The 20,993-nt window shown below is 31.0% G+C and carries 18 protein-coding genes; 13 read left to right on the forward strand and 5 right to left on the reverse strand.

Features of this window, described 5'->3' with window-relative positions:
- Positions 1-3: 3 nt before the first annotated feature.
- The gene (locus Q9968_RS07340; protein ID WP_305514961.1) at positions 4-1,326 is read left to right on the forward strand and encodes a hemolysin family protein; all 1,323 of its coding nucleotides are present in this window, start codon (positions 4-6) and stop codon (positions 1,324-1,326) included.
- 4 nt (positions 1,327-1,330) lie between these two features.
- Positions 1,331-2,275: a calcium/sodium antiporter gene (locus Q9968_RS07345; RefSeq protein WP_305514963.1), complete on the forward strand. Its 945-nt coding sequence runs from the start codon at positions 1,331-1,333 to the stop codon at positions 2,273-2,275.
- A 90-nt stretch (positions 2,276-2,365) separates the two neighbouring features.
- On the opposite strand, the gene Q9968_RS07350 is transcribed toward Q9968_RS07345, so the two are convergent.
- Positions 2,366-3,232 carry a TIGR00269 family protein gene (locus Q9968_RS07350; protein ID WP_305514964.1) on the reverse strand — a complete coding sequence of 289 codons (867 nt, stop codon included), beginning with the start codon at positions 3,230-3,232 and terminating at the stop codon, positions 2,366-2,368.
- Between the two features lie 52 nt (positions 3,233-3,284).
- On the opposite strand from Q9968_RS07350, the gene Q9968_RS07355 reads away from it, so the two are divergent.
- Positions 3,285-3,590 (forward strand): MTH1187 family thiamine-binding protein, encoded by a 306-nt coding sequence (locus tag Q9968_RS07355; RefSeq protein WP_305514966.1) that lies wholly within the window; start codon positions 3,285-3,287, stop codon positions 3,588-3,590.
- Positions 3,591-3,607: 17 nt separating this feature from the next.
- Here the strand turns inward: Q9968_RS07355 and Q9968_RS07360 are convergent, their stop codons facing one another.
- Positions 3,608-4,714, reverse strand: a complete 1,107-nt coding sequence (locus tag Q9968_RS07360) for a DegT/DnrJ/EryC1/StrS aminotransferase family protein (protein WP_305514968.1) — start codon at positions 4,712-4,714, stop codon at positions 3,608-3,610.
- An 88-nt stretch (positions 4,715-4,802) separates the two neighbouring features.
- On the opposite strand from Q9968_RS07360, the gene Q9968_RS07365 reads away from it, so the two are divergent.
- The 5 genes from Q9968_RS07365 to cofG all read left to right on the forward strand — a co-directional run bounded on the left by Q9968_RS07365 (position 4,803) and on the right by cofG (position 9,353).
- Complete coding sequence (locus Q9968_RS07365) at positions 4,803-5,966, forward strand: tRNA (guanine(10)-N(2))-dimethyltransferase (protein ID WP_305514971.1); 1,164 nt, start codon at positions 4,803-4,805, stop codon at positions 5,964-5,966.
- Positions 5,967-6,195: 229 nt separating this feature from the next.
- The gene (locus Q9968_RS07370) at positions 6,196-6,672 is read left to right on the forward strand and encodes an Lrp/AsnC family transcriptional regulator (RefSeq protein WP_305514973.1); all 477 of its coding nucleotides are present in this window, start codon (positions 6,196-6,198) and stop codon (positions 6,670-6,672) included.
- Positions 6,673-6,861: 189 nt separating this feature from the next.
- On the forward strand, positions 6,862-7,800 hold the full coding sequence (gene mptA, locus Q9968_RS07375) for a GTP cyclohydrolase MptA (RefSeq protein WP_305514976.1): 939 nt from the start codon (positions 6,862-6,864) through the stop codon (positions 7,798-7,800).
- A gap of 12 nt (positions 7,801-7,812) precedes the next feature.
- The gene (locus tag Q9968_RS07380) at positions 7,813-8,253 is read left to right on the forward strand and encodes a DUF2120 family protein (protein ID WP_305514978.1); all 441 of its coding nucleotides are present in this window, start codon (positions 7,813-7,815) and stop codon (positions 8,251-8,253) included.
- On the forward strand, positions 8,253-9,353 hold the full coding sequence (cofG, locus tag Q9968_RS07385) for a 7,8-didemethyl-8-hydroxy-5-deazariboflavin synthase subunit CofG (RefSeq protein ID WP_305514980.1): 1,101 nt from the start codon (positions 8,253-8,255) through the stop codon (positions 9,351-9,353). The genes Q9968_RS07380 and cofG overlap by 1 nt, the downstream gene beginning before the upstream one ends.
- Here cofG and Q9968_RS07390 read toward each other — a convergent pair.
- On the reverse strand, positions 9,331-10,059 hold the full coding sequence (locus Q9968_RS07390) for a class I SAM-dependent methyltransferase family protein (protein WP_305514982.1): 729 nt from the start codon (positions 10,057-10,059) through the stop codon (positions 9,331-9,333). The genes cofG and Q9968_RS07390 overlap by 23 nt on opposite strands.
- Before the next feature lie 183 nt (positions 10,060-10,242).
- Here Q9968_RS07390 and psmB point away from each other — a divergent pair, with 183 nt between their 5' ends.
- The 5 genes from psmB (at position 10,243) to Q9968_RS07415 (ending at position 18,155) form a co-directional block, all read left to right on the forward strand.
- A complete protein-coding gene (gene psmB / locus Q9968_RS07395; protein ID WP_305514984.1) occupies positions 10,243-10,857 on the forward strand; it encodes an archaeal proteasome endopeptidase complex subunit beta in 615 nt (204 codons plus the stop codon).
- Positions 10,858-10,986: 129 nt separating this feature from the next.
- Positions 10,987-12,900: a beta-CASP ribonuclease aCPSF1 gene (locus Q9968_RS07400; RefSeq protein ID WP_305514990.1), complete on the forward strand. Its 1,914-nt coding sequence runs from the start codon at positions 10,987-10,989 to the stop codon at positions 12,898-12,900.
- A 98-nt stretch (positions 12,901-12,998) separates the two neighbouring features.
- On the forward strand, positions 12,999-14,018 hold the full coding sequence (purM, locus tag Q9968_RS07405; RefSeq protein WP_305514992.1) for a phosphoribosylformylglycinamidine cyclo-ligase: 1,020 nt from the start codon (positions 12,999-13,001) through the stop codon (positions 14,016-14,018).
- Positions 14,019-14,028: 10 nt separating this feature from the next.
- Complete coding sequence (comC, locus tag Q9968_RS07410; RefSeq protein ID WP_305514994.1) at positions 14,029-15,057, forward strand: L-sulfolactate dehydrogenase; 1,029 nt, start codon at positions 14,029-14,031, stop codon at positions 15,055-15,057.
- A gap of 281 nt (positions 15,058-15,338) precedes the next feature.
- Positions 15,339-18,155 (forward strand): hypothetical protein, encoded by a 2,817-nt coding sequence (locus Q9968_RS07415; protein WP_305514995.1) that lies wholly within the window; start codon positions 15,339-15,341, stop codon positions 18,153-18,155.
- A 27-nt stretch (positions 18,156-18,182) separates the two neighbouring features.
- Here the strand turns inward: Q9968_RS07415 and Q9968_RS07420 are convergent, their stop codons facing one another.
- Together Q9968_RS07420 and Q9968_RS07425 are read right to left on the reverse strand one after the other, a co-directional pair.
- Positions 18,183-19,964, reverse strand: coding sequence for a DNA-directed DNA polymerase (locus Q9968_RS07420; RefSeq protein WP_305514997.1), 1,782 nt, complete (start codon positions 19,962-19,964; stop codon positions 18,183-18,185).
- Positions 19,965-20,987, reverse strand: a complete 1,023-nt coding sequence (locus tag Q9968_RS07425; protein WP_305514998.1) for an AI-2E family transporter — start codon at positions 20,985-20,987, stop codon at positions 19,965-19,967.
- Between the last annotated feature and the right edge of the window lie 6 nt (positions 20,988-20,993).

A 20,993-nucleotide genomic window follows, 5' to 3' on the forward strand; every position in this document is an offset into this window, starting at 1 on the left:
AAAATGATTGGGACGACACTCGAAATAATTGTCATATTAATTTTAATAATAATTAACGGATACTTATCAATGGCGGAACTTGCTGTTGTATCAGTTAGAAAAGCAAAATTACAAAAATATATCGATGAAGGAAATAAAAATGCAAAAATTGTTGCAGAATTAGGTGAAGATGCCAACGAATTTTTATCCACTGTTCAAATAGGAATATCCCTTACTGCTGTTTTAACAGGAGCATTTGGTGGAGCAACTTTATCAGAACCACTTGCAGCTGCAATTTCATTTATACCATATAGCGAAGCCATAAGTGTAATTGTAGTGGTAATAGTGAGCACATATTTAACATTAGTTATTGGGGAAATTGTACCAAAGGTTATAGCATTAAATGATCCCGAAAAGGTTTCTCTAAAAGTTGCTAAATCTATGTTAGTTCTTACAGAAGTTTCAAGACCAATAAGTTTTATTCTTGCAAAGTCAAGTAGTTTTCTATTATGGTTAATGAGAATTGAAAATAGAAATGATGACATTGTTACTGAAGAAGAAATCGAATTAATGATTAAAGAAGGAAGAGAAGATGGTACAATTGAAGAGGCGGAAGAGGACATCATCAAAAGAGTTTTCAAACTTGATGACCAGAAAGTTGAAAGTATAATGACCCCACGTAATGAGATTATTTGGATTGATCTTGAAGATGACCATGACGTGAATAAAGTCAAAATTATTGAAAGTAAAAGATCAATTTTTCCAATTGCCAAAGGGGAATTAGACGATTTCATTGGAGTTGTTCAGGCAAAGGATATTCTCTCAGTAATGTTTAGTGAAGAAGAATTTGATGTGGAAAAAATCGTTAAAGAACCATTAGTAGTTTCTGAGCATTTGCAAACATTAGAATTATTAAAGGAATTTAAAGAAAACCAAGAATATGTTCATATGTCCCTTGTTATTGATGAATTCGGCAGTGTAGAAGGTTTAATTACTTTAAACGATTTACTTGAAGGCATTGTTGGAGACATTCCAAGTATTGATGAAGAAGATGAACCTGAAGCAATCCAAAGGGAGGATGGAACTTGGTTAATCGATGGAAGATACCCTATTGATAAATTTAAAGAATTATTTGAATTTAAAGATAAATTGCCTGATGAAGAAGAAGACAACTATACCACTTTAGCAGGTTTTATTTTAAGTATTAGCGGTACCGTTCCTAATGAAGAGGACAAATATGAATGTGAAAGGTTTATCTTTGAAATTATAGACATTGATGGACACCAAATTGATAAAGTTCTTGTAACCGATCTTGGATCCAAAGAAGTAACTGAAACTGAGGAGTGAAAAAATGGATGCATTTATTATTGTCAATATCCTACTGTTACTTGCGGGATTCATATTTTTAATTAAAGGTTCCGATATTTTCGTTGATGGAGCAAGCAGCATTGCTTCTATTTTAAAAATCCCTGCCATCATTGTTGGTTTGACCATCGTGGCATTTGGAACCAGTACTCCTGAAGCTGCAGTTTCCATTACTTCCTCCCTAACTGGAAATAATGCAATGGCTGTGAGCAACATTGTTGGAAGCAATATATTTAATATTTTAATCGTCATTGGAATATGTGCATTACTTGGCGACTTGTTAATGGAAAGAAGTGTTTTAAATAAAGATTTGCCTTTCCTTATAGGCATAACATTATTACTTGAAGCATTAATATTTATCGGCGGAAATCTTACACATCTTGAAGGAATTGTATTGCTCATTATCTTAATTGTTTATCTTACCCACACCGTTCATGTAGCAAGACAGTCAGCGGAAGCCAATGTTGTGGAAAAACCTAAATTAACACTTCAAAAAAGTATAATTTTTATAATTATTGGACTTGTAGGTATTGTTCTTGGTGGAGATTTGGTTGTAGATAATGCTTCAACCATAGCAATGGCATTTGGAATGAGTGAAACACTAGTAGGTTTAACTATTGTAGCTATCGGTACATCTTTACCTGAACTTGTCACATCAGTTACTGCTTTAAAGAAAGGGGAAAACCAATTAGTAATCGGCAATGTTATAGGTTCAAACACATTTAATATCCTATTCATACTTGGTGCAAGTAGTGCTATAACCAACATACCCGTAGATCAGAGCATGTTAACAGATATCGGGTTTATGATTGCAGTAACCATATTATGTTTCATATTTGGTAAAACTCAGGAAAAATACGACAAAAAAGAAGGTATTATTTTAGTTGCATTATTTGTTATATACATGGCATTTTCTATAATAAGAAATTGAATTTTAATATGTGGAAAAAGGACTCGAAAGTTACTTAAAAAAAGTAACTTAAAACCACCGCATTCTATTTATTCATAAAACTATGTGCATTTAATCATTAGTAGAATATGCATTATTTATTAAATCTTTTAGTTCACAAGCTTTACAAACATTAGAAGAAGTAGGCTCCCCACAAACTTCGCATTCATTGAGCTTTGTGCTGATATCATTTTCAAATGTTAAAATCTGTTTAAATGACTCCATCACATTATTCTTAATGCCTGGGCATTTATCTTCACTTTCGTTTAAAAATGCCTTAATTTTAGCTCTTAGAGATAAATGCGAATAAGGACATTCATCAAGATGAATATCAATGTTGTTCATTACCGCCCACATCCCAACTTCTTTTTCAGGAGTATTCCACAAAGGTTTAATTCTTGGAATAAGCTTTGGATGAATTACATCAAGTTCAGGACCGAATTTTGAGAATTTAATTGTATCACCACGAGCAAAGCTCATTAAAAAAGATTGAATTTCATCATCTAAATTATGTCCAGTTGCTATTTTACAAGCACCTATTTCATAAGCGGTTTTATTTAAAATATTTCTTCTAAACACTCCACAGGGAATACATGCGCTTTTAAAATCAGCATAAATATCATCAAGCGCAAACCCCTCCTCATCCTTAAATGATTTTTGAACAAGCTTAACATCCAACTCCCTGGCATTTTGAATAGCTGAATTGATGCCGTGTTGGCGATAACCTTTAATACCCTCATCGACACTAATAGCCACTAAATCAAAATCTAAAAAGTTTTGATAATTTTTAAGTGCGTGTAATGTTAATACACTATCTTTACCACCAGATAATGCCACAGCGATTAACTCGTCCTCTTTAATTAATTCATGATCACGGATTAAATTATTAATTCTTGTGAAAATATATTCATTAAATTCATCTTTGTCTAATTTCACCATTACTAAATTAATTTATACAAAGATAAATAAATAATTTTACTAGGTGAAAAAAATGATTACATGCGATTTTGCAATATTGCCTGTAGGCACTGAAACTACTGAATGTAAAGATTATGTAACTGCAGCTGTTCAATCAATAAAAGATTCCGGTTTAAGTTATCAATTAACTGGAATGGGAACACAAATAGAAGCAGAAAATTTAACCCAATTATATGAAGCAATAGCTAATGCTCAAGAAGCCATCTTTGAATTAGACATTGGCAGAGTATATACCGTTATAAAAGTAGACGATAGAAGAGACTTAGAAAATAGAACTTTAGATGCTAAAGTTGATACCGTTAATGAAATGTTAAAATAAAAAAATAAAGTTAGAATTCAATCTAACTCCTTAGAAGCTGTTTTAACAGCTCCAATTACAAGATCCAAATCTTCCTTTGTTAATGATGGATGTACTGGAAGTGAAATTACATTGTCTGCTGCAAGTTCTGTATTTGGACAATGCCCAGTATAACCTAATGCTTTGTAAATTGGCTGATTGTATAATGGAATTGGATAATGAATACCCGTTCCGACACCACAATCATTGATTATATCAACCCAATCATCACGGTCTCCTTTTTCAACCCTAATTGTGTATTGATGATATACATGTTTAGAATCATAAGCACAGTATGGAGTAACTATTCCATCAACATCTTTTAAACCTTCATTTAAATATGCCGCATTGGCAATTCTTTTATCATTAAAATCATCTATTTTTTCCAATTGTGCAAGACCTATCGCTGCGGAAATATCAGTCATTCTAAAATTGTATCCTATTGCATCATGATGATATCTAACACTAGCTCCGTGTGCCCTGTATATTCTTGCATTTTCTGCTAAATCTTCATCATCTGTTGTAATTATTCCGCCTTCGGAAGTGGTCATGTTTTTTGTTGGGTAAAAACTAAAGCAAGACATATCCCCCAGACTGCCTATTTTTTTACCGTTGCAAGTTGCTCCATGAGCTTGGGCAGCATCTTCAATAACAATTAATCCATATTTTTCAGCTATTTCATTAATTCTATCCATGTTTGCAGATTGACCATATAATTGAACTGGCAAAATAGCTTTAGTATTCTCTGTTATTGATTTTTCAATTTCATCAGGATTTATTGTATAATTTTTTAAATCAATATCGGCAAATACCGGTTTTGCCCCAGTATACACTATGGAATTACCACTTGCAATAAATGTAAATGGTGTTGTAATAACCTCATCGCCTTCTCCAATATCGCATGCTAGTAATGCAGTGTGTAAAGCAGCAGTTCCTGAGTTAACAGCAATTCCATACTCTGCACCTACCCAATCAGCAAATTTTTGCTCAAATTCTTCAACTTTTGGACCTTGAGCAATCATACCTGATTTTAAAACTTCAACTACATTTTCTATTTCTTCTTCTCCGATTATTGGTTTAGCAATAGGAACTCTAATATCTGACAATTTTATCACCAATAGATTTACTATACTAATGTTTAAATTTAATAATATTTAAAATATTACTTAATAAAAAAATTATGAGTGAGAAGTAATGGACGAATATAAAACAAGACGCATTGAAGAAGGATTTACCACAATTGAATTTCCAGAATTTGATAAAGTTTCATCAGCTGCACCAGTTTTTTATAATCCTCATATGGAATTAAATAGAGATTTATCTATCCTTGCACTCCAAGTATTTCAAAAAGAGCAACAAAGGGAAATAAATATATGTGATTTATTTGGAGGAAGCGGAATTAGAGGCATTAGATATAAAAATGAAATTGATGGCGTCGGCGAGGTTTCTATAAATGACATAAGTGAAACCGCAAATCATTATGAAAGGCATAACATCGAATTGAATAATTTAGAGGATGTTAAAATTTATCAGCACGATGCTAGCATGTTTTTAAGAATGAAACGCGGCGAATTCGATGTTATAGATATTGATCCTTTTGGAACTCCTTCTCCTTTTCTAGACTCAGCAGGGTACTGTGCCCGTAGAAATTCATTGTTATGTATCACCGCAACTGACACCTCTGCATTATGCGGAACATATGAAGAACCTTGCATTCGTAAATATAATTCAAAGCCTTACAAAAGTGAATATTGTCATGAAACTGGAATTAGAATCTTAGCAGGGTTTGTGGCTTTAACCCTTTCAAAATACGCCAAATTTATTGAAGTTAAAATGTCCCATAGTACCGAACATTATATGAGACTATACATTGAAGTTAAAAAAGGTTCTAAAAAAACTGATGAATCTCTTAAAAATATCGGATACATTGTCCATTGTAAACATTGCCTTTACAGACAAACCAGCAATGGATTGGCCAGCCCTATTGATGATGTTTGTCCAATTTGTGGTGAAAAATTAACTCAAGCAGGCCCATTATGGCTAGGGGACATTCAAAATCTAAAATTTATTCAAGAAATGATTGATGAAGTTGAAAATAAAAAGATCAATACTGAAAAAGAAACATTGAAATTATTAAATAAATGCATTGGTGAAGCCGGTGCTCCTGTGACTTTTTATGATGTGCACAAAATATGTAAAAATTTAAAAGTTAGCGCGCCCAAATTTGATTTGATTTTAGAAGAACTTGAAAAACATGGGTTTAAAGCTATAAAAACTCATTATAACCCATTAGGAATTAAAAGTGAATGTAGCATTGAAGATATAAAAAATATTTTAATTAAATTAAATAATATATAACAGTATTATAAAAATCAAATAGAAAAAGCTAAAAAAATAAACCTAAACTACATATTACTCAAATATTATAAAAACAAAAGATATAACCCCATTTATAATTAGATTTATTAAAAAATTAATTAAAAAAATAAATAAAATACAAAAACTTTTAAATATAATAAAAAAGTTAGTATTATAATATAGGTTAAAATTAACCAATCATTTTAAAAATAATATAAGGAGATATCGAATGGTGAAAACTAAAGATAATATTGTAAAACTTGACAAAACTGATGTTAACATATTAAAAATCATTAATGAAGATGTAAGAACTTCCTATAGACAAATATCTCGCAGTTTAGATGTTTCTGTAGGCACTGTCCACAATCGTATTGATAAAATGGTTAAATCTGGAGTAATTAAAAAGTTCTCACCAGTTATTGACCATGAGAAATTAGGTTTTGTTTTAACCACCATTATCGGAGTTAGAGTTAAAGGTGGAAAACTTAAAAACTGGGAAGAAAAAACTTTCTTTAATAAAAATGTGGTTGGAATTTATGATGTTACTGGAGAATATGATGCATTTTTAATTGCAAAATTCAGAAACACAAATGAATTAAATTCATTTATTAAGGAGTTATTAAAAGATCCGATTATAGAAAGAACCTACACTCAAACTGTTCTTGATGTAATCAAAGAAGATATGGGATCTTCCAATATTTTATAAATTCTTAAAAAATTAGTTAACTAATTTTACTTTTTTTATTATTTTTATTTTCAAATTTCTAAAAGAATACTACTTAAAATATATTACAATATTATATTAATTGTTACAATGCATATACCAAATCATGCAACTATATAAATAAAAAGAACTAAATTTATTAATACTTAATTAAGAAATGAGGTTATTAAATTGGCAGTTTGCTTACCCGATACTCAAGACGACACTCCTAACATACCTATAAAATTAACCAGAGTAGGTGTAACTGGAGTTAAAAAATTGTTACAACTAAAAAGAACAAATAAAAGACCTATAATTTTATTACCTACCTTTGATGCTTTTGTAGACTTACCAAGTAATCAAAAAGGAGTACATATGTCTAGAAACCCGGAAGCCATTAGTGAAGTTCTAGAAACTGTATCTAAAGACTCCTCAGTTGATGTTGAATCATTATGTGCAAAAATAGTAGGTAAAATGATGTCAAAACACGAATATGCAAAACGTGTTGAAATTTCAATGACAACCGATTTCATGTTCATGAAAGAATCACCAGTTACCAAAAATAAAACCCAGGAAATGGCTCAATTAAAAGCAAAAGCTGTAGGATATAGGGACAATAAAGGCAACATAGAGATTAGAAAAAGTGTTGGTGCCGAACTTATTGGAATGACCGTTTGTCCATGTGCACAAGAATCTGTGAAAGAATCAGACAAAAATAAATTATTAGAATTTTTAGATGAAGAAACTACTCAAAAAGTATTAGACACAGTTACTTTCGCTTCTCACAATCAAAGAGGAATAGGCACCTTATTAATTGAAGTTCCTGAAGATAAAACTGTTAAAGCAGAAGATTTAATTGAAATTATTGAAAATTCAATGAGTTCCCAAGTATGTGAATTACTTAAAAGACCTGACGAAAACGCAACTGTAATCAATGCACATAAAAAACCTGTTTTTGTTGAAGACTGTGTTAGAAACATGATGGAAAAAATTGTTAAAAAATATGATGACTTCCCAGATGATACATTAATTACTGCACGTCAAGAAAATCAAGAAAGTATTCACAGACATAATGCATTTGCAGAAAAGGTAACAACCCTTGGAGAACTAAAAGAAGAATTGAACATCTAAGGATTTGATTTAATGAAAAAAACTTATGAAATTGCAGGAGAAGTGATGGGATTTTTTGATTCATTTAAAGGATCAAGACCGGCAATTGATAATGAAAGGATATTGATTGTTAGAGGGAAATCTAGAAAAGTCATACCTCTTGATAAATTTGAATCAAAACTCAGTGAAATCGGTAAAATCATTGGTGGAACTGAATTAGATGCAAATTCAGAAGAAATATCGGAAATTCTTAAAGTTAGTGATAAAAACATTACTTCAAACGAGGCAACCACAAATGATATAGACAACAAGGGATTCATTAAAATGAAAGAGCAGTTTGAATCAATGGGCCTTGTTGTTGAATATAAAGTATTTGAACTTCCAAATTTTGATGTAGTCATTGCAATTTGGGAAGATAAAAATGAGATACCTCCGCTTTATGTGGAAGTAACTGTTTCCGAACGTGAAGACTAATGAAATCAAATTTAACTAAAGAAGATATTCTCCAAGTATTGACCGCAACAGACAGTGATATTATAAGATATATGGCTGAAACTGTGAAATATAGGGAGAATAATCTCATTACTTATTCTAAAAATATTTTTATACCATTAACTGAAATCTGCAGAAATGATTGCGGATATTGTAATTTTAAAAAGAATCCTGCTGATTCAAATGCCATTATCCTTAAAAGCAAAGAAGAAGTGTTGAAAAGTTTAAAAGAAGCTGAACAATATGGTTGTAAAGAGGCAATGTTTGCTTTTGGTGAAGATGCAGATGAAGAAGAAATTGTTAAAATCAAATTAACTGAATATGGCTATGAGAACATGGTTGATTATGTTGTTGACATCTGTCAAATGACTTTAGATGAAACAACATTACTCCCCCATACCAATGGCGGAAATTACAGTTATGAAGATTTGAAAAAGCTTAAAGATGTTAATGCTTCCATGGGTTTGATGCTTGAAAATGCATCTTCTAGATTATTGGAATTGCCTGCACATAATAAAAGTCCTGGAAAAAATCCGAAAATTAGATTAAAAACCATTGAAAATGCAGGAAAACTTAAAATTCCATATACCACAGGGATTTTAATTGGAATTGGAGAAACCGCTGAAGAAATAGCTGACTCTTTAATTGCAATTAGAGAGTTATATGACAAATATGGCCATATTCAAGAGGTCATTATTCAAAATTTCACACCGATATCAGGCATTGAAATGGAAAATTGGCCAGAACCAAGCTTTTTAGATATGATTAGAACTGTGATTGCAGGAACATTAGTATTTAGCAATACCAATGTCAGCATACAAGTTCCTCCCAATTTAAACAATTATACTGCACAAATCTTCCTATTATGCGGTGCTGATGATTGGGGAGGGATTTCACCTGTAAGTCCTGACTTTGTAAATATCACATCCCCATGGCCAGGAATTGATGAACTTCAAAACTTAACTGAAGATGCAGGATTTAAATTAACCGAAAGATTATGCGTTTATGAAAAATACATCAATTCCGAATGGTTAAACAATTTTATCTTGGAAAAGATCGTCAATATATCCGAGCATCAATAACCACATGTTCCACTCCAGGAGCATACTTTTTAATTTTGTTTATTTTTAATAACTCTACTTCCCGACCATTAGCCTTTGAAATTATCCTTTCAATCGGCCTTGTTTTAATTAATTTTTCAGGAACAGTTTCATGATAATGCAGGATTCCACCTTCATTCAAACTATCAATAGCCACTTTTAAGTAATGATGAGTTGTTTTTACATAACCCATGATAATTCGATCCGCCTTAAATTCTGGAGCAATATCCTTACAATCCCCAAGAACAGGAATTATATTATTTAGTTTATTAAACTTAATGTTTTCACATAAAAACTGATAGGAATTAGGGTTTATTTCAATTGCAATTACACTAGATGCATTTGAATGAACACCAATTGGAATAGTAAAGTATCCAATACCAGCAAACATGTCAATTACTTTTTCATTATCCTCCACTAATTTAGCAATTCTTAAACGTTCATTATTATTTCCTTTTGACCACATTACTTCTGACAAATCCAGTTTGAAAAGACATCCATTTTCTTTATTAATTGTTTCAGTGCTACTACCATAAAGAATTTGATGAACTGGTTCTCTTTTAGTTCCTTGAATATGATTAATCTTCATTATAGTTTTAACGTTATATTTTTTTGATAATTCATCAAAATTATTATCCGAATAATTATTATCCAAAATTAAGATATCTCCAATTTTTTTATACTTCATTAACTCCACCTAAAAAGAAAACTTTATATATTGAAATAACTAATATAATATTGTTAGTTTATACTAATTATTGATTCTGATTTTAAATAAAATTAATTTAGAAAAATTAATTTATATTTTGTTATATTAACCTATGAGTAGTTGAAATAAAATATTTTAAATACTTATACGAGGTGTATTTAAATGGATGATAAAATACTGGAAGGTACAACAACCGTTGGAATTACTTGTAACGATGGGGTTGTATTTGCAAGTGAAAGAAGAGCTAGTATGGGAAACCTTGTAGCTCACAAAGTAGCAGAAAAAATATTTAAAATTGATGATCACATTGTAACAACCATAGCTGGTTCTGTTGGAGATGCACAAAGTTTAATGAAAGTTATTGAAGCAGAAGTATCATTATATCAAATGAGAAACAATGACACTATCAGTGTTAAAGCAGCTGCATCATTAACTGCAAATATCTTACGTTCAGGACCAATGTATGTTCAAACATTACTTGGTGGAATGGATGAGGAAGAACCATCTCTTTACTCACTTGACCCAGCAGGCGGTATGATTAAAGATGATTATATCTCAACTGGATCAGGTTCTATCGTAGCTTACGGAGTTCTTGAAGACAGATTTAGAGATGACTTAACAACTGATGAAGGAATAGAAATAGCCATAAGAGCTATTAGAGCTGCTGCTGAACGTGACACTTATTCTGGAAACGGATATCTAGTCGCTAAAGTGGATAAAAACGGCTTTGAAATGTTAGATAATGAAAAAATTAATGAAATTCTTGAAAAAATATAAGTAAACTAATTTTTCATAACTAACTATTTTTTATATAATAGTGTAGATAGTTTATGGAATTTAACTGATTATGACTTAAATGCTTCCATAAACTATTTTTCTACACAAACTTTTTTTTGAAGGGATTATATGACTTCAGATATTTTAGATGATATTAAAAAAGAGATTTTATCAAAACTACCCGATGAAATTCAGGTCTCGAAAGTGGAATTTGAAGGACCTGAAGTAGTAGTTTACACTAAGAATCCAGAAATTATTACTGAAAATGGTGATCTTATAAGATCACTTGCAAAAGAACTAAGAAAAAGAATTATTATTAGATCTGACAAAAGTGCTTTACTTGAACCAGAACCAACTATAAATAAAATTCATGAAATAGTTCCAGATGGAGCTGAAATTACTGATGTTTACTTTGATACAGTAACTGGTGAGGTTGTTATTACTGCTAAAAAACCAGGGCTTGTCATTGGAAAATACGGAGCTACTTCAAGAAATATCGTTAAAAATACTGGATGGGCACCTAAAATATTAAGAACCCCACCAATTAGTTCAGACATTATTGGAAAAATTAGAACTATTAAAAAGAATAGCAGTAAAGAAAGAAAAAAATTATTACAAAAATTAGGACGTCAAATCCACCAAGGAAGTAAGTTCCCTAATGATTGGGCAAGAGTAACTTCCATGGGAGGATTTAAAGAAGTAGGACGTTCTTCAATGTTATTACAAACACCCAACAGTCGAGTTTTACTTGATTGTGGTGTTAATGTTGCCGCATCAGATAATAAAAATGCATTCCCCTATTTGAATGCTCCTGAATTTTCAATTGAAGAATTGGATGCGGTTATTATATCTCACGCTCACTTAGATCACTGTGGTTTTGTACCATATCTTTTCCATTATGGATATGATGGACCGGTTTACTGTACAACACCAACAAGAGACTTGACTACACTTTTACAATTTGATCACTTGGATATTGCCCACAGAGAAGGTAATCCACTTCCATTTACATCAAAACATGTAAAACAACAAATTAAAAATACAATTACCTTAGATTATGGTGAAGTAACCGACATTTCACCAGACATAAGATTAACATTGCATAATGCAGGACACATCTTAGGTTCAGCAATGTCCCATATGCACATTGGAGATGGAGCTCACAATTTAGTATATACTGGAGATTTCAAATATGAACCATCAAGATTACTTGAACCTGCAAATATCCGTTTCCCACGTGCTGAAACTGTCATTATGGAAAGTACATATGGTGGAAAAGAAGATGTGCAACCTTCCAGAAACAATGCTGAAAAAGAAATGATGAAAACCATCTACAAAACCCTTAAACGTGGCGGAAAAATATTAGTTCCAGTATTTGCTGTGGGAAGAGCACAGGAATTAATGGTCGTGCTTGAAGAGTACATGAGACATGGAATGATTGATGAAGTACCAATTTACATTGATGGAATGATTTGGGAAGCTACAGCAATCCATACTGCAAGACCAGAATACTTAAGCAAAGATTTAAGAGACCAAATTTTCCACATGGGAAGAAATCCATTTGTCTCAGACATGTTTGAAAAAGTTCAAAATCATAATCAAAGAAAAGAAATTGTTGAATCAAAACAGCCTGCGATTATCCTATCAACTTCAGGTATGTTAACTGGAGGAAACTCAGTAGAATACTTCAAGTGGTTATGTGAAGATGAAAAAAATTCAATAATCTTCGTAGGATACCAGTCTGAAGGATCAATGGGTAGAAGAGTTCAAAAAGGTTGGAAGGAAATTCCTCTTGAAGATGATGATGGAAGAACTAGGCAATTCTGTGTTAAAATGGAAGTTAAAACTATTAATGGATTCAGTGGTCACTCCAACAGAAGACAATTAATGGAATATGTTAAAAGACTCAATCCAAGACCTGAAAAAGTCATTACTTGTCATGGAGACCCCTATAAAGCAGTGGACTTGGCATCTTCAATCCATAGAAGTTATAAGATTGAAACTAAAACCCCAATTAATTTAGATTGTGTAAGAATTCATTAAAAATTATTAAATACTAAATAAAACAAAGTATTATTATTAACATTAATGTGTTGTAATAACATTGCAACATTTAATTTTATTTTTAAATTGGTGTAATCATGGTTACTTATTCAGAATCTGGTGTTGATATTGATTTGGAAGCAGTTACTGTTTCAAAATTAGCAGACAAACTTAAATCAACATTAGAATGCAGAGATATTATTACTGACAGTGGTCATTATGCAGCTTTAGTAAAATTAGGAGATAAAGCTATCGCTATGAGTACTGATGGTGTTGGAAGTAAAATTTTAATTGCTGAAATGATGAACAAATATGATACAGTAGGTATTGATTGTATTGCTATGGTTGTTAACGATATTTTATGTGTTGGAGCTGAACCTATAGCTTTAGTAGATTACCTTGCTGTTGAAAAACCAGACCCTGAAAGAGCCGCTGAAATCGCTGAAGGTTTAGTAACAGGCGCTAAGGAATCTAAAATCGCAATTATTGGTGGTGAAACAGCTTCACTTCCAGAAATAATCAAAGATTTCGACCTTGCAGGAACTGGTATCGGATTTGTTGATATCGATAAAATCATTACCGGTGAAAATATTGAACCAGGAAATGTTTTAATTGGCATTGAAAGTAATGGAATTCATTCTAATGGATATAGTCTTGCAAGAAAAGCATTATTTGATGATGCTAAATTTAGCATAGACGATGAAATGCCAAATGGCGAAACTACAATTGGTGAAGAATTAATAAGGCCAACTGAATTATATGTTAAACCTATTGTTGCATTATTTGAAAAAGAATATAATATTAATGGGCTTGCCCATATTACCGGAGGAGGTTTCACCAACCTTAGACGTTTGAAAAAAGGTGTGGGATATGAAATTACCAACCTTCCAGAAGTTCCGGAAATATTTAAACTTATTTATGAACAAAACGTGGACATCAAAGAAATGTACAAAGTTTTCAACATGGGTGTGGGTTTTGTTGTAATTAGTGATGAGACAGAAGCTGATAAAATTATGGAAACTTTAAGAGAACACTGTAAATGTCAAATTATCGGTAAAGTAACTGATGATGAAAAAATTACAGTTAAAGCTTTTGAGAAATCTGTTATTGAGTACTGAAGGTGTGTAAATGAAGATAATGAAAGATAATGAAATGGCTCTTGTAAAAGAAATATTAGCTAAGCTTGGAGCTAGCAAGGAAGATCAAGAATTAGTGGCAGAAGCAACATTGGATGCTGATTTAAAAGGATTTACCTCACATGGACTTGGAAGATTTCCACAATATCTTACCAGCATTAAAGCAAACACAATTAACTTGAAAGACAATATTACTATTGAAAAAGAAACTCCTGCCATGGCATTAATTAATGGAAATTGTGGATTTGGACAAGCAGTATCTTATAAAGCAATGCAAATAGCTATTAAAAAAGCTAAAGAAGTAGGTATTGCTTGTGTTGGAGTTCACAATTCTAACCACTTTGGAGTTACTGGATTTTACTCAGATTTAGCATTACGTGAAAACTGTATTGGAATAGTTATTGCAAATACTGATCCTGCTATTGCACCATTAGGAGGTAAGGAAGCATTAATTGGAACCAATCCGATTGCATTAGGCATTCCATCTGATTCCTACATCACTGTAGATATGGCAACTTCAATTACTGCCCGTGGAAAAATAATTGAATCAAAAAGAAAAGGCCTTGATTTGCCTGATGGCTGGGCATTGGATAAAGATGGAAACCCAACAAATGACCCTGAAGCTGCACTTGAAGGATCTATCTTACCATTTGGCGGATTCAAAGGATATGCATTATCACTATTAATTGAAATTTTAACTGGGCCATTAGTACAGGCAGGTTATGGCCGTGGAGTTACAGGTACTGCTTCACCGGATAAAGACTGTACTAAAGGAGATTTATATATTGTAATTGATCCTTCTAAATTTGGTGACTTTGATGAATTTAAAGCAAACACCGAAGACTTTATATCACAAGTTAGAGAAACTGGGGAAAGTGTAGCTATTCCAGGAGATTTAGAAGTTAAAAGAATTGCTGAAGCTGAAGCTAATGGCGTTGCAATTGATGAAAATTTATACAATCAATTAAAAGGAATCTGTGACAAGTTAGATATTGACATAGATTCATATGTTGAAGAATAAGATTATTCTTCAAAAATTCTTTTTTTAAAACAAATAAATACTTATTATACACTTCATCCTAACTATTTTAAATCTTCAAAAATTCTTTTTTTAAAACAGTTAAATACTTGTTATACCCTTTATCTTAACTATTTTAAAACTAAAATTAAATTTAAAAATATTAAAAAAATGATGAAAAAGCCAAAAGTATAAATGTAAAAAAATAATAATAATTTAATATTGAAAATCGTAAACTTTTTTTCAAATAATATGATTTTCATTAAAAGGAGGATAATAAATTTATGAAATTTAAAAACTCTTATCTGTTATTAATAGCGATGGTAATCTTCCTATTAATAAGTATCGGATCTGTTTGTGCTAGTGAAAATGTCACTGCAGATAGCGACAGTCAACTAGCTAGTGCAGACGATAGTGTTGTCCTTGCCGATAATGGCAATGGATCCACGCAAGAAAAAATAAATACTGAAGTTGTTTGTGAAAATCAAGAATATAAAGACAACGAGAGTGTAGTGATTCCTGTAGAAGTAAAATATAATGAATCTAATACCTTGAATATTTCTGCAAGTAACTTAACTGTTCTTAAAAACGGAAAATCAATAAAATTCACATATAATAATACAACAGGAATAACCCTTATTGACAAATTAGCTATTGGAAATCATACTTTAGATATATGGTATTTAGGTAATGCTGTATATAACAATTCTACAAGTAAAATAATTCTTTCCATATTTGGAAATAATACTTTAATTATGCCTTCAGGCATCAATAGTGATGGAAATAGTGTAGATGTTCCAATTAACCTAACTGATGGAGTTCATGACAACACCCATCTTTTAAATGACTCAAATACTATAGTTATCTTAAAATATAATGATATTAATGCCACAGTTCCAATTGATTGGAACGAGGTAGCAACAAATCATATAATCAGTATTAGCAACCTTGAAAATAAGATTCCTTCTACCTTAATCGTTAATTATACTGAAGGAAATAAAAGCATTATTAAAGAAGTTGCAATAAAATACACCACTTTAATTAATGCTTCAGATGTTGATGCTAATGAAAATGAAGTAATAAACATTAGTGTTGTTGTTTTAGATGTGAATAATGCTCCTATTAGCAACATTACTAAAAATAATTTTACAATAACTGGTGTGAAAAATTATAGTTATAATAGTACAACAAATATTTTAACAATTACTAAATTGACTAAAGGAATTTATCCTGTAACAATTATTTATACTGGTAATGAAAACTATAACGCATCTACAAAAACTATTAATATTAATGTTCGTGGCAGTGTTGTAATAAATACAAAAGATAAAACTGTTAAAGTCAACTCCACCAAAAATGGTACAATTGTGCTTAATATTACCAATGGTGTAGATATTTTTGAAATTAATAAAACAAATATTAATTTAACAATTACCTATAAAGACGGCAATTTAACAAAAACTGTCAACGCAACAATTTTAAGTGTTGAAAATGGAACTATCACATTTACATACGATGGAGACAATATTACTAGTGGAAACCTAACCATTATTTATAATAATGGAGACGTGAATGCAACTAAAAAAATTACTATGAAAAGAATCTACAATGTTAAAATTGAAATAATCAAAGCTGAAAACCAGTACTTATCCGGTAATTTCACTTTCAAATTAGTAGACCTTGACAATAGTACCATATCCCTTAAAGGAAAAAAATTAAGTTTAACCACAACTGGAAGGATTAAAGCCGGATTCAGTGCAACTATTGATGAAAACAATATTGCTTCCTTTAAAAATAGCAACTTATATGAGTTTGATCAAAATAATAACAATTTAGCTATGAATAGATTAAATGTTGGAAATCATATTGTTGAGTTAACTACATCCGACAGTTTAGTATCAACAAAAGTAACAACTAATTTAACTATTACTAAAGCTAAGGTTACCATAAAAATGGATAACTATAATGAGTATTATGGAAGTAATAAAAACTTAACCTTTACTGTAACTAATTCAGAAAGTGGAGAAGCAATGAACGGAATAATCCTCAAATTACACTTCCCTAAAATTAGTAAAAACTACTTCTATGTTTCAACTAATGTAAATGGAAAGGCACATATTTCTGTTAAAGGAGTTGTTGGAGGAACTTATAATTTAACTGCATCTACAAATGACACTAAAAATGTTGTAAATGCTTCTATAAAATCCACCATGACCATTAAAAAGATTCCGGTTGTAATTAGTGGCAAAAATGTTAAAATTTACTATAACAGTGGTCCTACTTATACAATTAAAGTTACTAAAAACGGCAAAGGCATAAGTGGAGCTTACGTATTTGTTAGATTATACTCAACTTCTAAAAACTACACGGATTATCTTTTCAAAACTAATAGTAATGGTCAAATTTTATTTAGTGCATCTTTAGGTGTTGGAAACCATAAAATTATTGTAACATCAGCAGATGCTAGATACCAAAGTAATCAAATTACTAAAACTATTACAGTTAAAAAAGCTAGTGCAAAAATCAAAGCACCAAAAGTAACAGATTACTATAAAGGTGGCAAATACTTTAACATTAAATTAAGTAACACTAAAAATAAAAAAGGAATCTATAATGCAAAGGTTAACATTAAAGTCTTTATTACTTCATCTAGATATTACAACTATAACGGTTACACCGGAGCCAATGGTAAAATTAAATTATCCCTTGATAATTTAAGACCTGGAACCTATTATGTTGTTATAAGTGGCGCTGATAACAAAAATTATAAAGCTAAAAAAATTATTTCCAAAATAGTAATTAAAAAGGCACCAACTAAATTAGTTGTTAAAAAAATAAGCGCTAAAAAGGGTAGTGAAAAATACTTTAAAGTAAAAGTTATCAATAAAAAGACTAAAAAAGTAATTTCCAAGGTTGCAATTAAAGTTAAAGTTTATACTGGTAAAAAATATAAAACTTACACTCTAAAAACTAACGCAAAAGGAATTGCTAACCTTAATGTTGGAAAATTAAAAGTTGGTAAACATAAAGTTGTAGTTAATTCCGCTAACAAGTATTGTGTTGCCAAAACAGCAAAATCAACCATTAAAATCAAAAAATAAGAGAATTAAATTTCTCTTAAACTTTTTTTATTTTTTATATTTCGCATAAAAACCATCAGTATCCGCATATATTGCATAAAAACCATAATCTTCTGCTTTTTTTATTGATGATTTAATATATTGCCTTCCCCAGGAAGTAATAGCTTTTGCACAATCAAATGAATACCATCTAAATCTTGGAAACCCATAAATACCATACATAGTATTTGCCAATCTTTTAATAGCTTGTTGTTGTACATTTAACGCTTTTCTTTCAGTTTCATCATCAGATGCCTTCATTTCACGTTTAATACGGAATCTTTCTTGCAGGATTTTATCAATGACTGATGGAATAAATCCCTGTGGTGATTTTTTAAATTTAACTCCATGTTCGGGAGAAATATTATAATCTTCTTCGTTTTCAACTTCCCCTAAAGTCATAACATCGGGAGAAATATTTTTTGAAATAATAATACTTGGATATAGGCTTCTAAAATCAAATTGAACAAGATTTTCATGCAATCCCTTTTCAGGTTCCCTTACATATCCCCCTTCATTATCCTCAGCTGAAGCACGGTCTGCAAAGTTAGATCCTTGTTTGTTTGGAACCACCTCATCATCAAAATAAGCCTGTTTTACTAAAAACCATTCTGCCTGCTGACCTGTTGCCATACGAGATACGTCAAATAAAGGTTGTCCAATAATACGAGTAAGTTCTAAATTAAGAGGCAATGTCTGTTCCGCTATTTTTAAAGTTGATACAACATCATCTAAAGAGTAATCAAACAGCGTGTCTAGTTTTTCACCACCATTGTCCCAGAACTCCCAAATACGGTCGCCTGGAACATCAATTTTCTCCACACCAAATAACTCATAATAAACTCTTTCTAAAGTGTATCTATCAAGAGTCATGTACCTTCTCATTACAAGATATAAATCTACATGAATCAATCCTTTAAATGAAGCTGCATTTGCATATCCTCTTCTAATAAATTTAACTTCAGAATCATTCATTCCGATGTCCAAATCAACATTTAATATCTTTGCACGATCGTTTAAGTAAGGAAAATCAAAATTATCTGAGTTATACCCCACAATAATATCAACATTATTCTCTTTAATTATTTTAACAAACTCTTCAATCATTTCCTTTTCAGAATTTTTTTGGTTTACAAAGTCCCCCCTATCTTTAGAGTTTGTTTTAGTGGATATAACTTGATTTATACCAAAATTGCTAGCCACACCAATCATGATGATTTCATCTTTGGCTGAATCAGGCATGCCGTGAGGGTTTCTAACTTCCAAATCAAAACTCAATATTCTGAAATTTTGAGGATAATCCGGCATGCGTTCCAATTTTTCAGTCAATATGATTATTTCAAAATCTTGTTTTGTAGAATCAAGGTCGAGGAAAGTATCAATTTTATCTCCAATGGCAATTACCTCTGTCATTGGTATTACATCTCTGTCCATAAGATATCTTCTATAAAATGGAATATCAAATTCTCTAATTTGGATTACATTATTCAAATCTCTTAAGGCATCCCTGTTTTTAGCTAATTCCTGAGGATGTTTGAATATGACTTTTACAAATTCAGATTCGACTTGAAAATCTTTTTTAACAACTTTCTCAACATTGACAACATCTAAATTTTCTTTAATTTCAGATATGCAATCTTCAATATTATCTGATACAACATACAAATATGGTTCAAACGTATCATCAATCAAAATTATGTTTTTATCCCCTTCTTTTGAAAATAATCGTATTACAGGTTTGCCTTCATAAGTAACATAATCAATATCTAAAATTACAACATTTCTCTGCATTTATTCATCCTCCATGAGATATTCATGCCTATAATTATCTAAAACAGCATATGTAATTCCTAAAACTAAAGGCCCGACAATAAATCCGACAATTCCATATACTAACGGACCTGATAAAAATCCAATAAGTAGAATTAATGGGTGAATATCCGCATAACGACTTGATAGAGCAGGTCTGATATACATATCTACGGTACTTAAGAAAAATCCGAACAATAAGACAGTTAGTGCTCTTGGATAATTTCCGCCAAGGATATCTGTAAAAAACAATCCCCAATAAATCGGCCATGGTCCAAAAACTGGAATGAGTTGTAAAATACCAGTAATCACTCCTAAAAATATCCCATATGGATATCCAAGAATTGAATAACCAATAGCTCCAAATATTCCTATAATTACAGAAGTTAAAAAGTGTCCATAGAATATACTTCTTAAAACACCTTTAATAGCATCTACAGTTCTGTCGAAAAAGTGAATTGAATCTGCTGGAACAAAGGATCGGATGAATTTTAAGCATTTATCCCCATCACGAGCAAAGTAAAATACTGAACATACCAATATGAACAAATTCAATGTAATGTTCATTAAACTACTTAAGAAATTAACAAGATGATTTAAAATATAACTTCCAATTTCGTGTAATGAGGAGTTGATTGAGGCAGACATTGAATTAACATCAAATTCTAAAGGTATATATGAAGCAATAGAAGTTAAAGACGAATTAATATCTGAATATGAGTTAGATGCTAAAAATCCAGAGATTATGCCAGACAATTCCATAGAAATATATATGATTAACAGTATCAGCGGTATTAAAATAAGAATCATTGAAAGTAAAATTGAAACAGATTCAAATCTTATCTTCGATTGAATTTTACGAGCTACAGGGCGCACCCCATAAGCAAGAATCATACCCAATACAATCATGTTTAAAACAGGAAATATAAATATCAGCGAAATAGTCAACAGAAATATTATCAAAAGTATTGGTAGAGTTAGGTTATCTTTAATATTTATTCCCATTTTATC

This window comes from Methanobrevibacter sp. V14 (assembly GCF_963082475.1).
Taxonomy (GTDB): domain Archaea; phylum Methanobacteriota; class Methanobacteria; order Methanobacteriales; family Methanobacteriaceae; genus Methanocatella.

Coding starts and splice junctions, on each gene's coding strand:
- Q9968_RS07340 (WP_305514961.1), top strand. CDS start 4: ATGATTGGGACGACACTCGAAATAATTGTCATATTAATTTTAATAATA.
- Q9968_RS07345 (WP_305514963.1), top strand. CDS start 1,331: ATGGATGCATTTATTATTGTCAATATCCTACTGTTACTTGCGGGATTC.
- Q9968_RS07350 (WP_305514964.1), bottom strand. CDS start 3,232: ATGGTGAAATTAGACAAAGATGAATTTAATGAATATATTTTCACAAGA.
- Q9968_RS07355 (WP_305514966.1), top strand. CDS start 3,285: ATGATTACATGCGATTTTGCAATATTGCCTGTAGGCACTGAAACTACT.
- Q9968_RS07365 (WP_305514971.1), top strand. CDS start 4,803: ATGGACGAATATAAAACAAGACGCATTGAAGAAGGATTTACCACAATT.
- Q9968_RS07370 (WP_305514973.1), top strand. CDS start 6,196: ATGGTGAAAACTAAAGATAATATTGTAAAACTTGACAAAACTGATGTT.
- Q9968_RS07380 (WP_305514978.1), top strand. CDS start 7,813: ATGAAAAAAACTTATGAAATTGCAGGAGAAGTGATGGGATTTTTTGAT.
- cofG (WP_305514980.1), top strand. CDS start 8,253: ATGAAATCAAATTTAACTAAAGAAGATATTCTCCAAGTATTGACCGCA.
- Q9968_RS07390 (WP_305514982.1), bottom strand. CDS start 10,059: ATGAAGTATAAAAAAATTGGAGATATCTTAATTTTGGATAATAATTAT.
- psmB (WP_305514984.1), top strand. CDS start 10,243: ATGGATGATAAAATACTGGAAGGTACAACAACCGTTGGAATTACTTGT.
- Q9968_RS07400 (WP_305514990.1), top strand. CDS start 10,987: ATGACTTCAGATATTTTAGATGATATTAAAAAAGAGATTTTATCAAAA.
- purM (WP_305514992.1), top strand. CDS start 12,999: ATGGTTACTTATTCAGAATCTGGTGTTGATATTGATTTGGAAGCAGTT.
- comC (WP_305514994.1), top strand. CDS start 14,029: ATGAAGATAATGAAAGATAATGAAATGGCTCTTGTAAAAGAAATATTA.
- Q9968_RS07415 (WP_305514995.1), top strand. CDS start 15,339: ATGAAATTTAAAAACTCTTATCTGTTATTAATAGCGATGGTAATCTTC.
- Q9968_RS07420 (WP_305514997.1), bottom strand. CDS start 19,964: ATGCAGAGAAATGTTGTAATTTTAGATATTGATTATGTTACTTATGAA.
- Q9968_RS07425 (WP_305514998.1), bottom strand. CDS start 20,987: ATGGGAATAAATATTAAAGATAACCTAACTCTACCAATACTTTTGATA.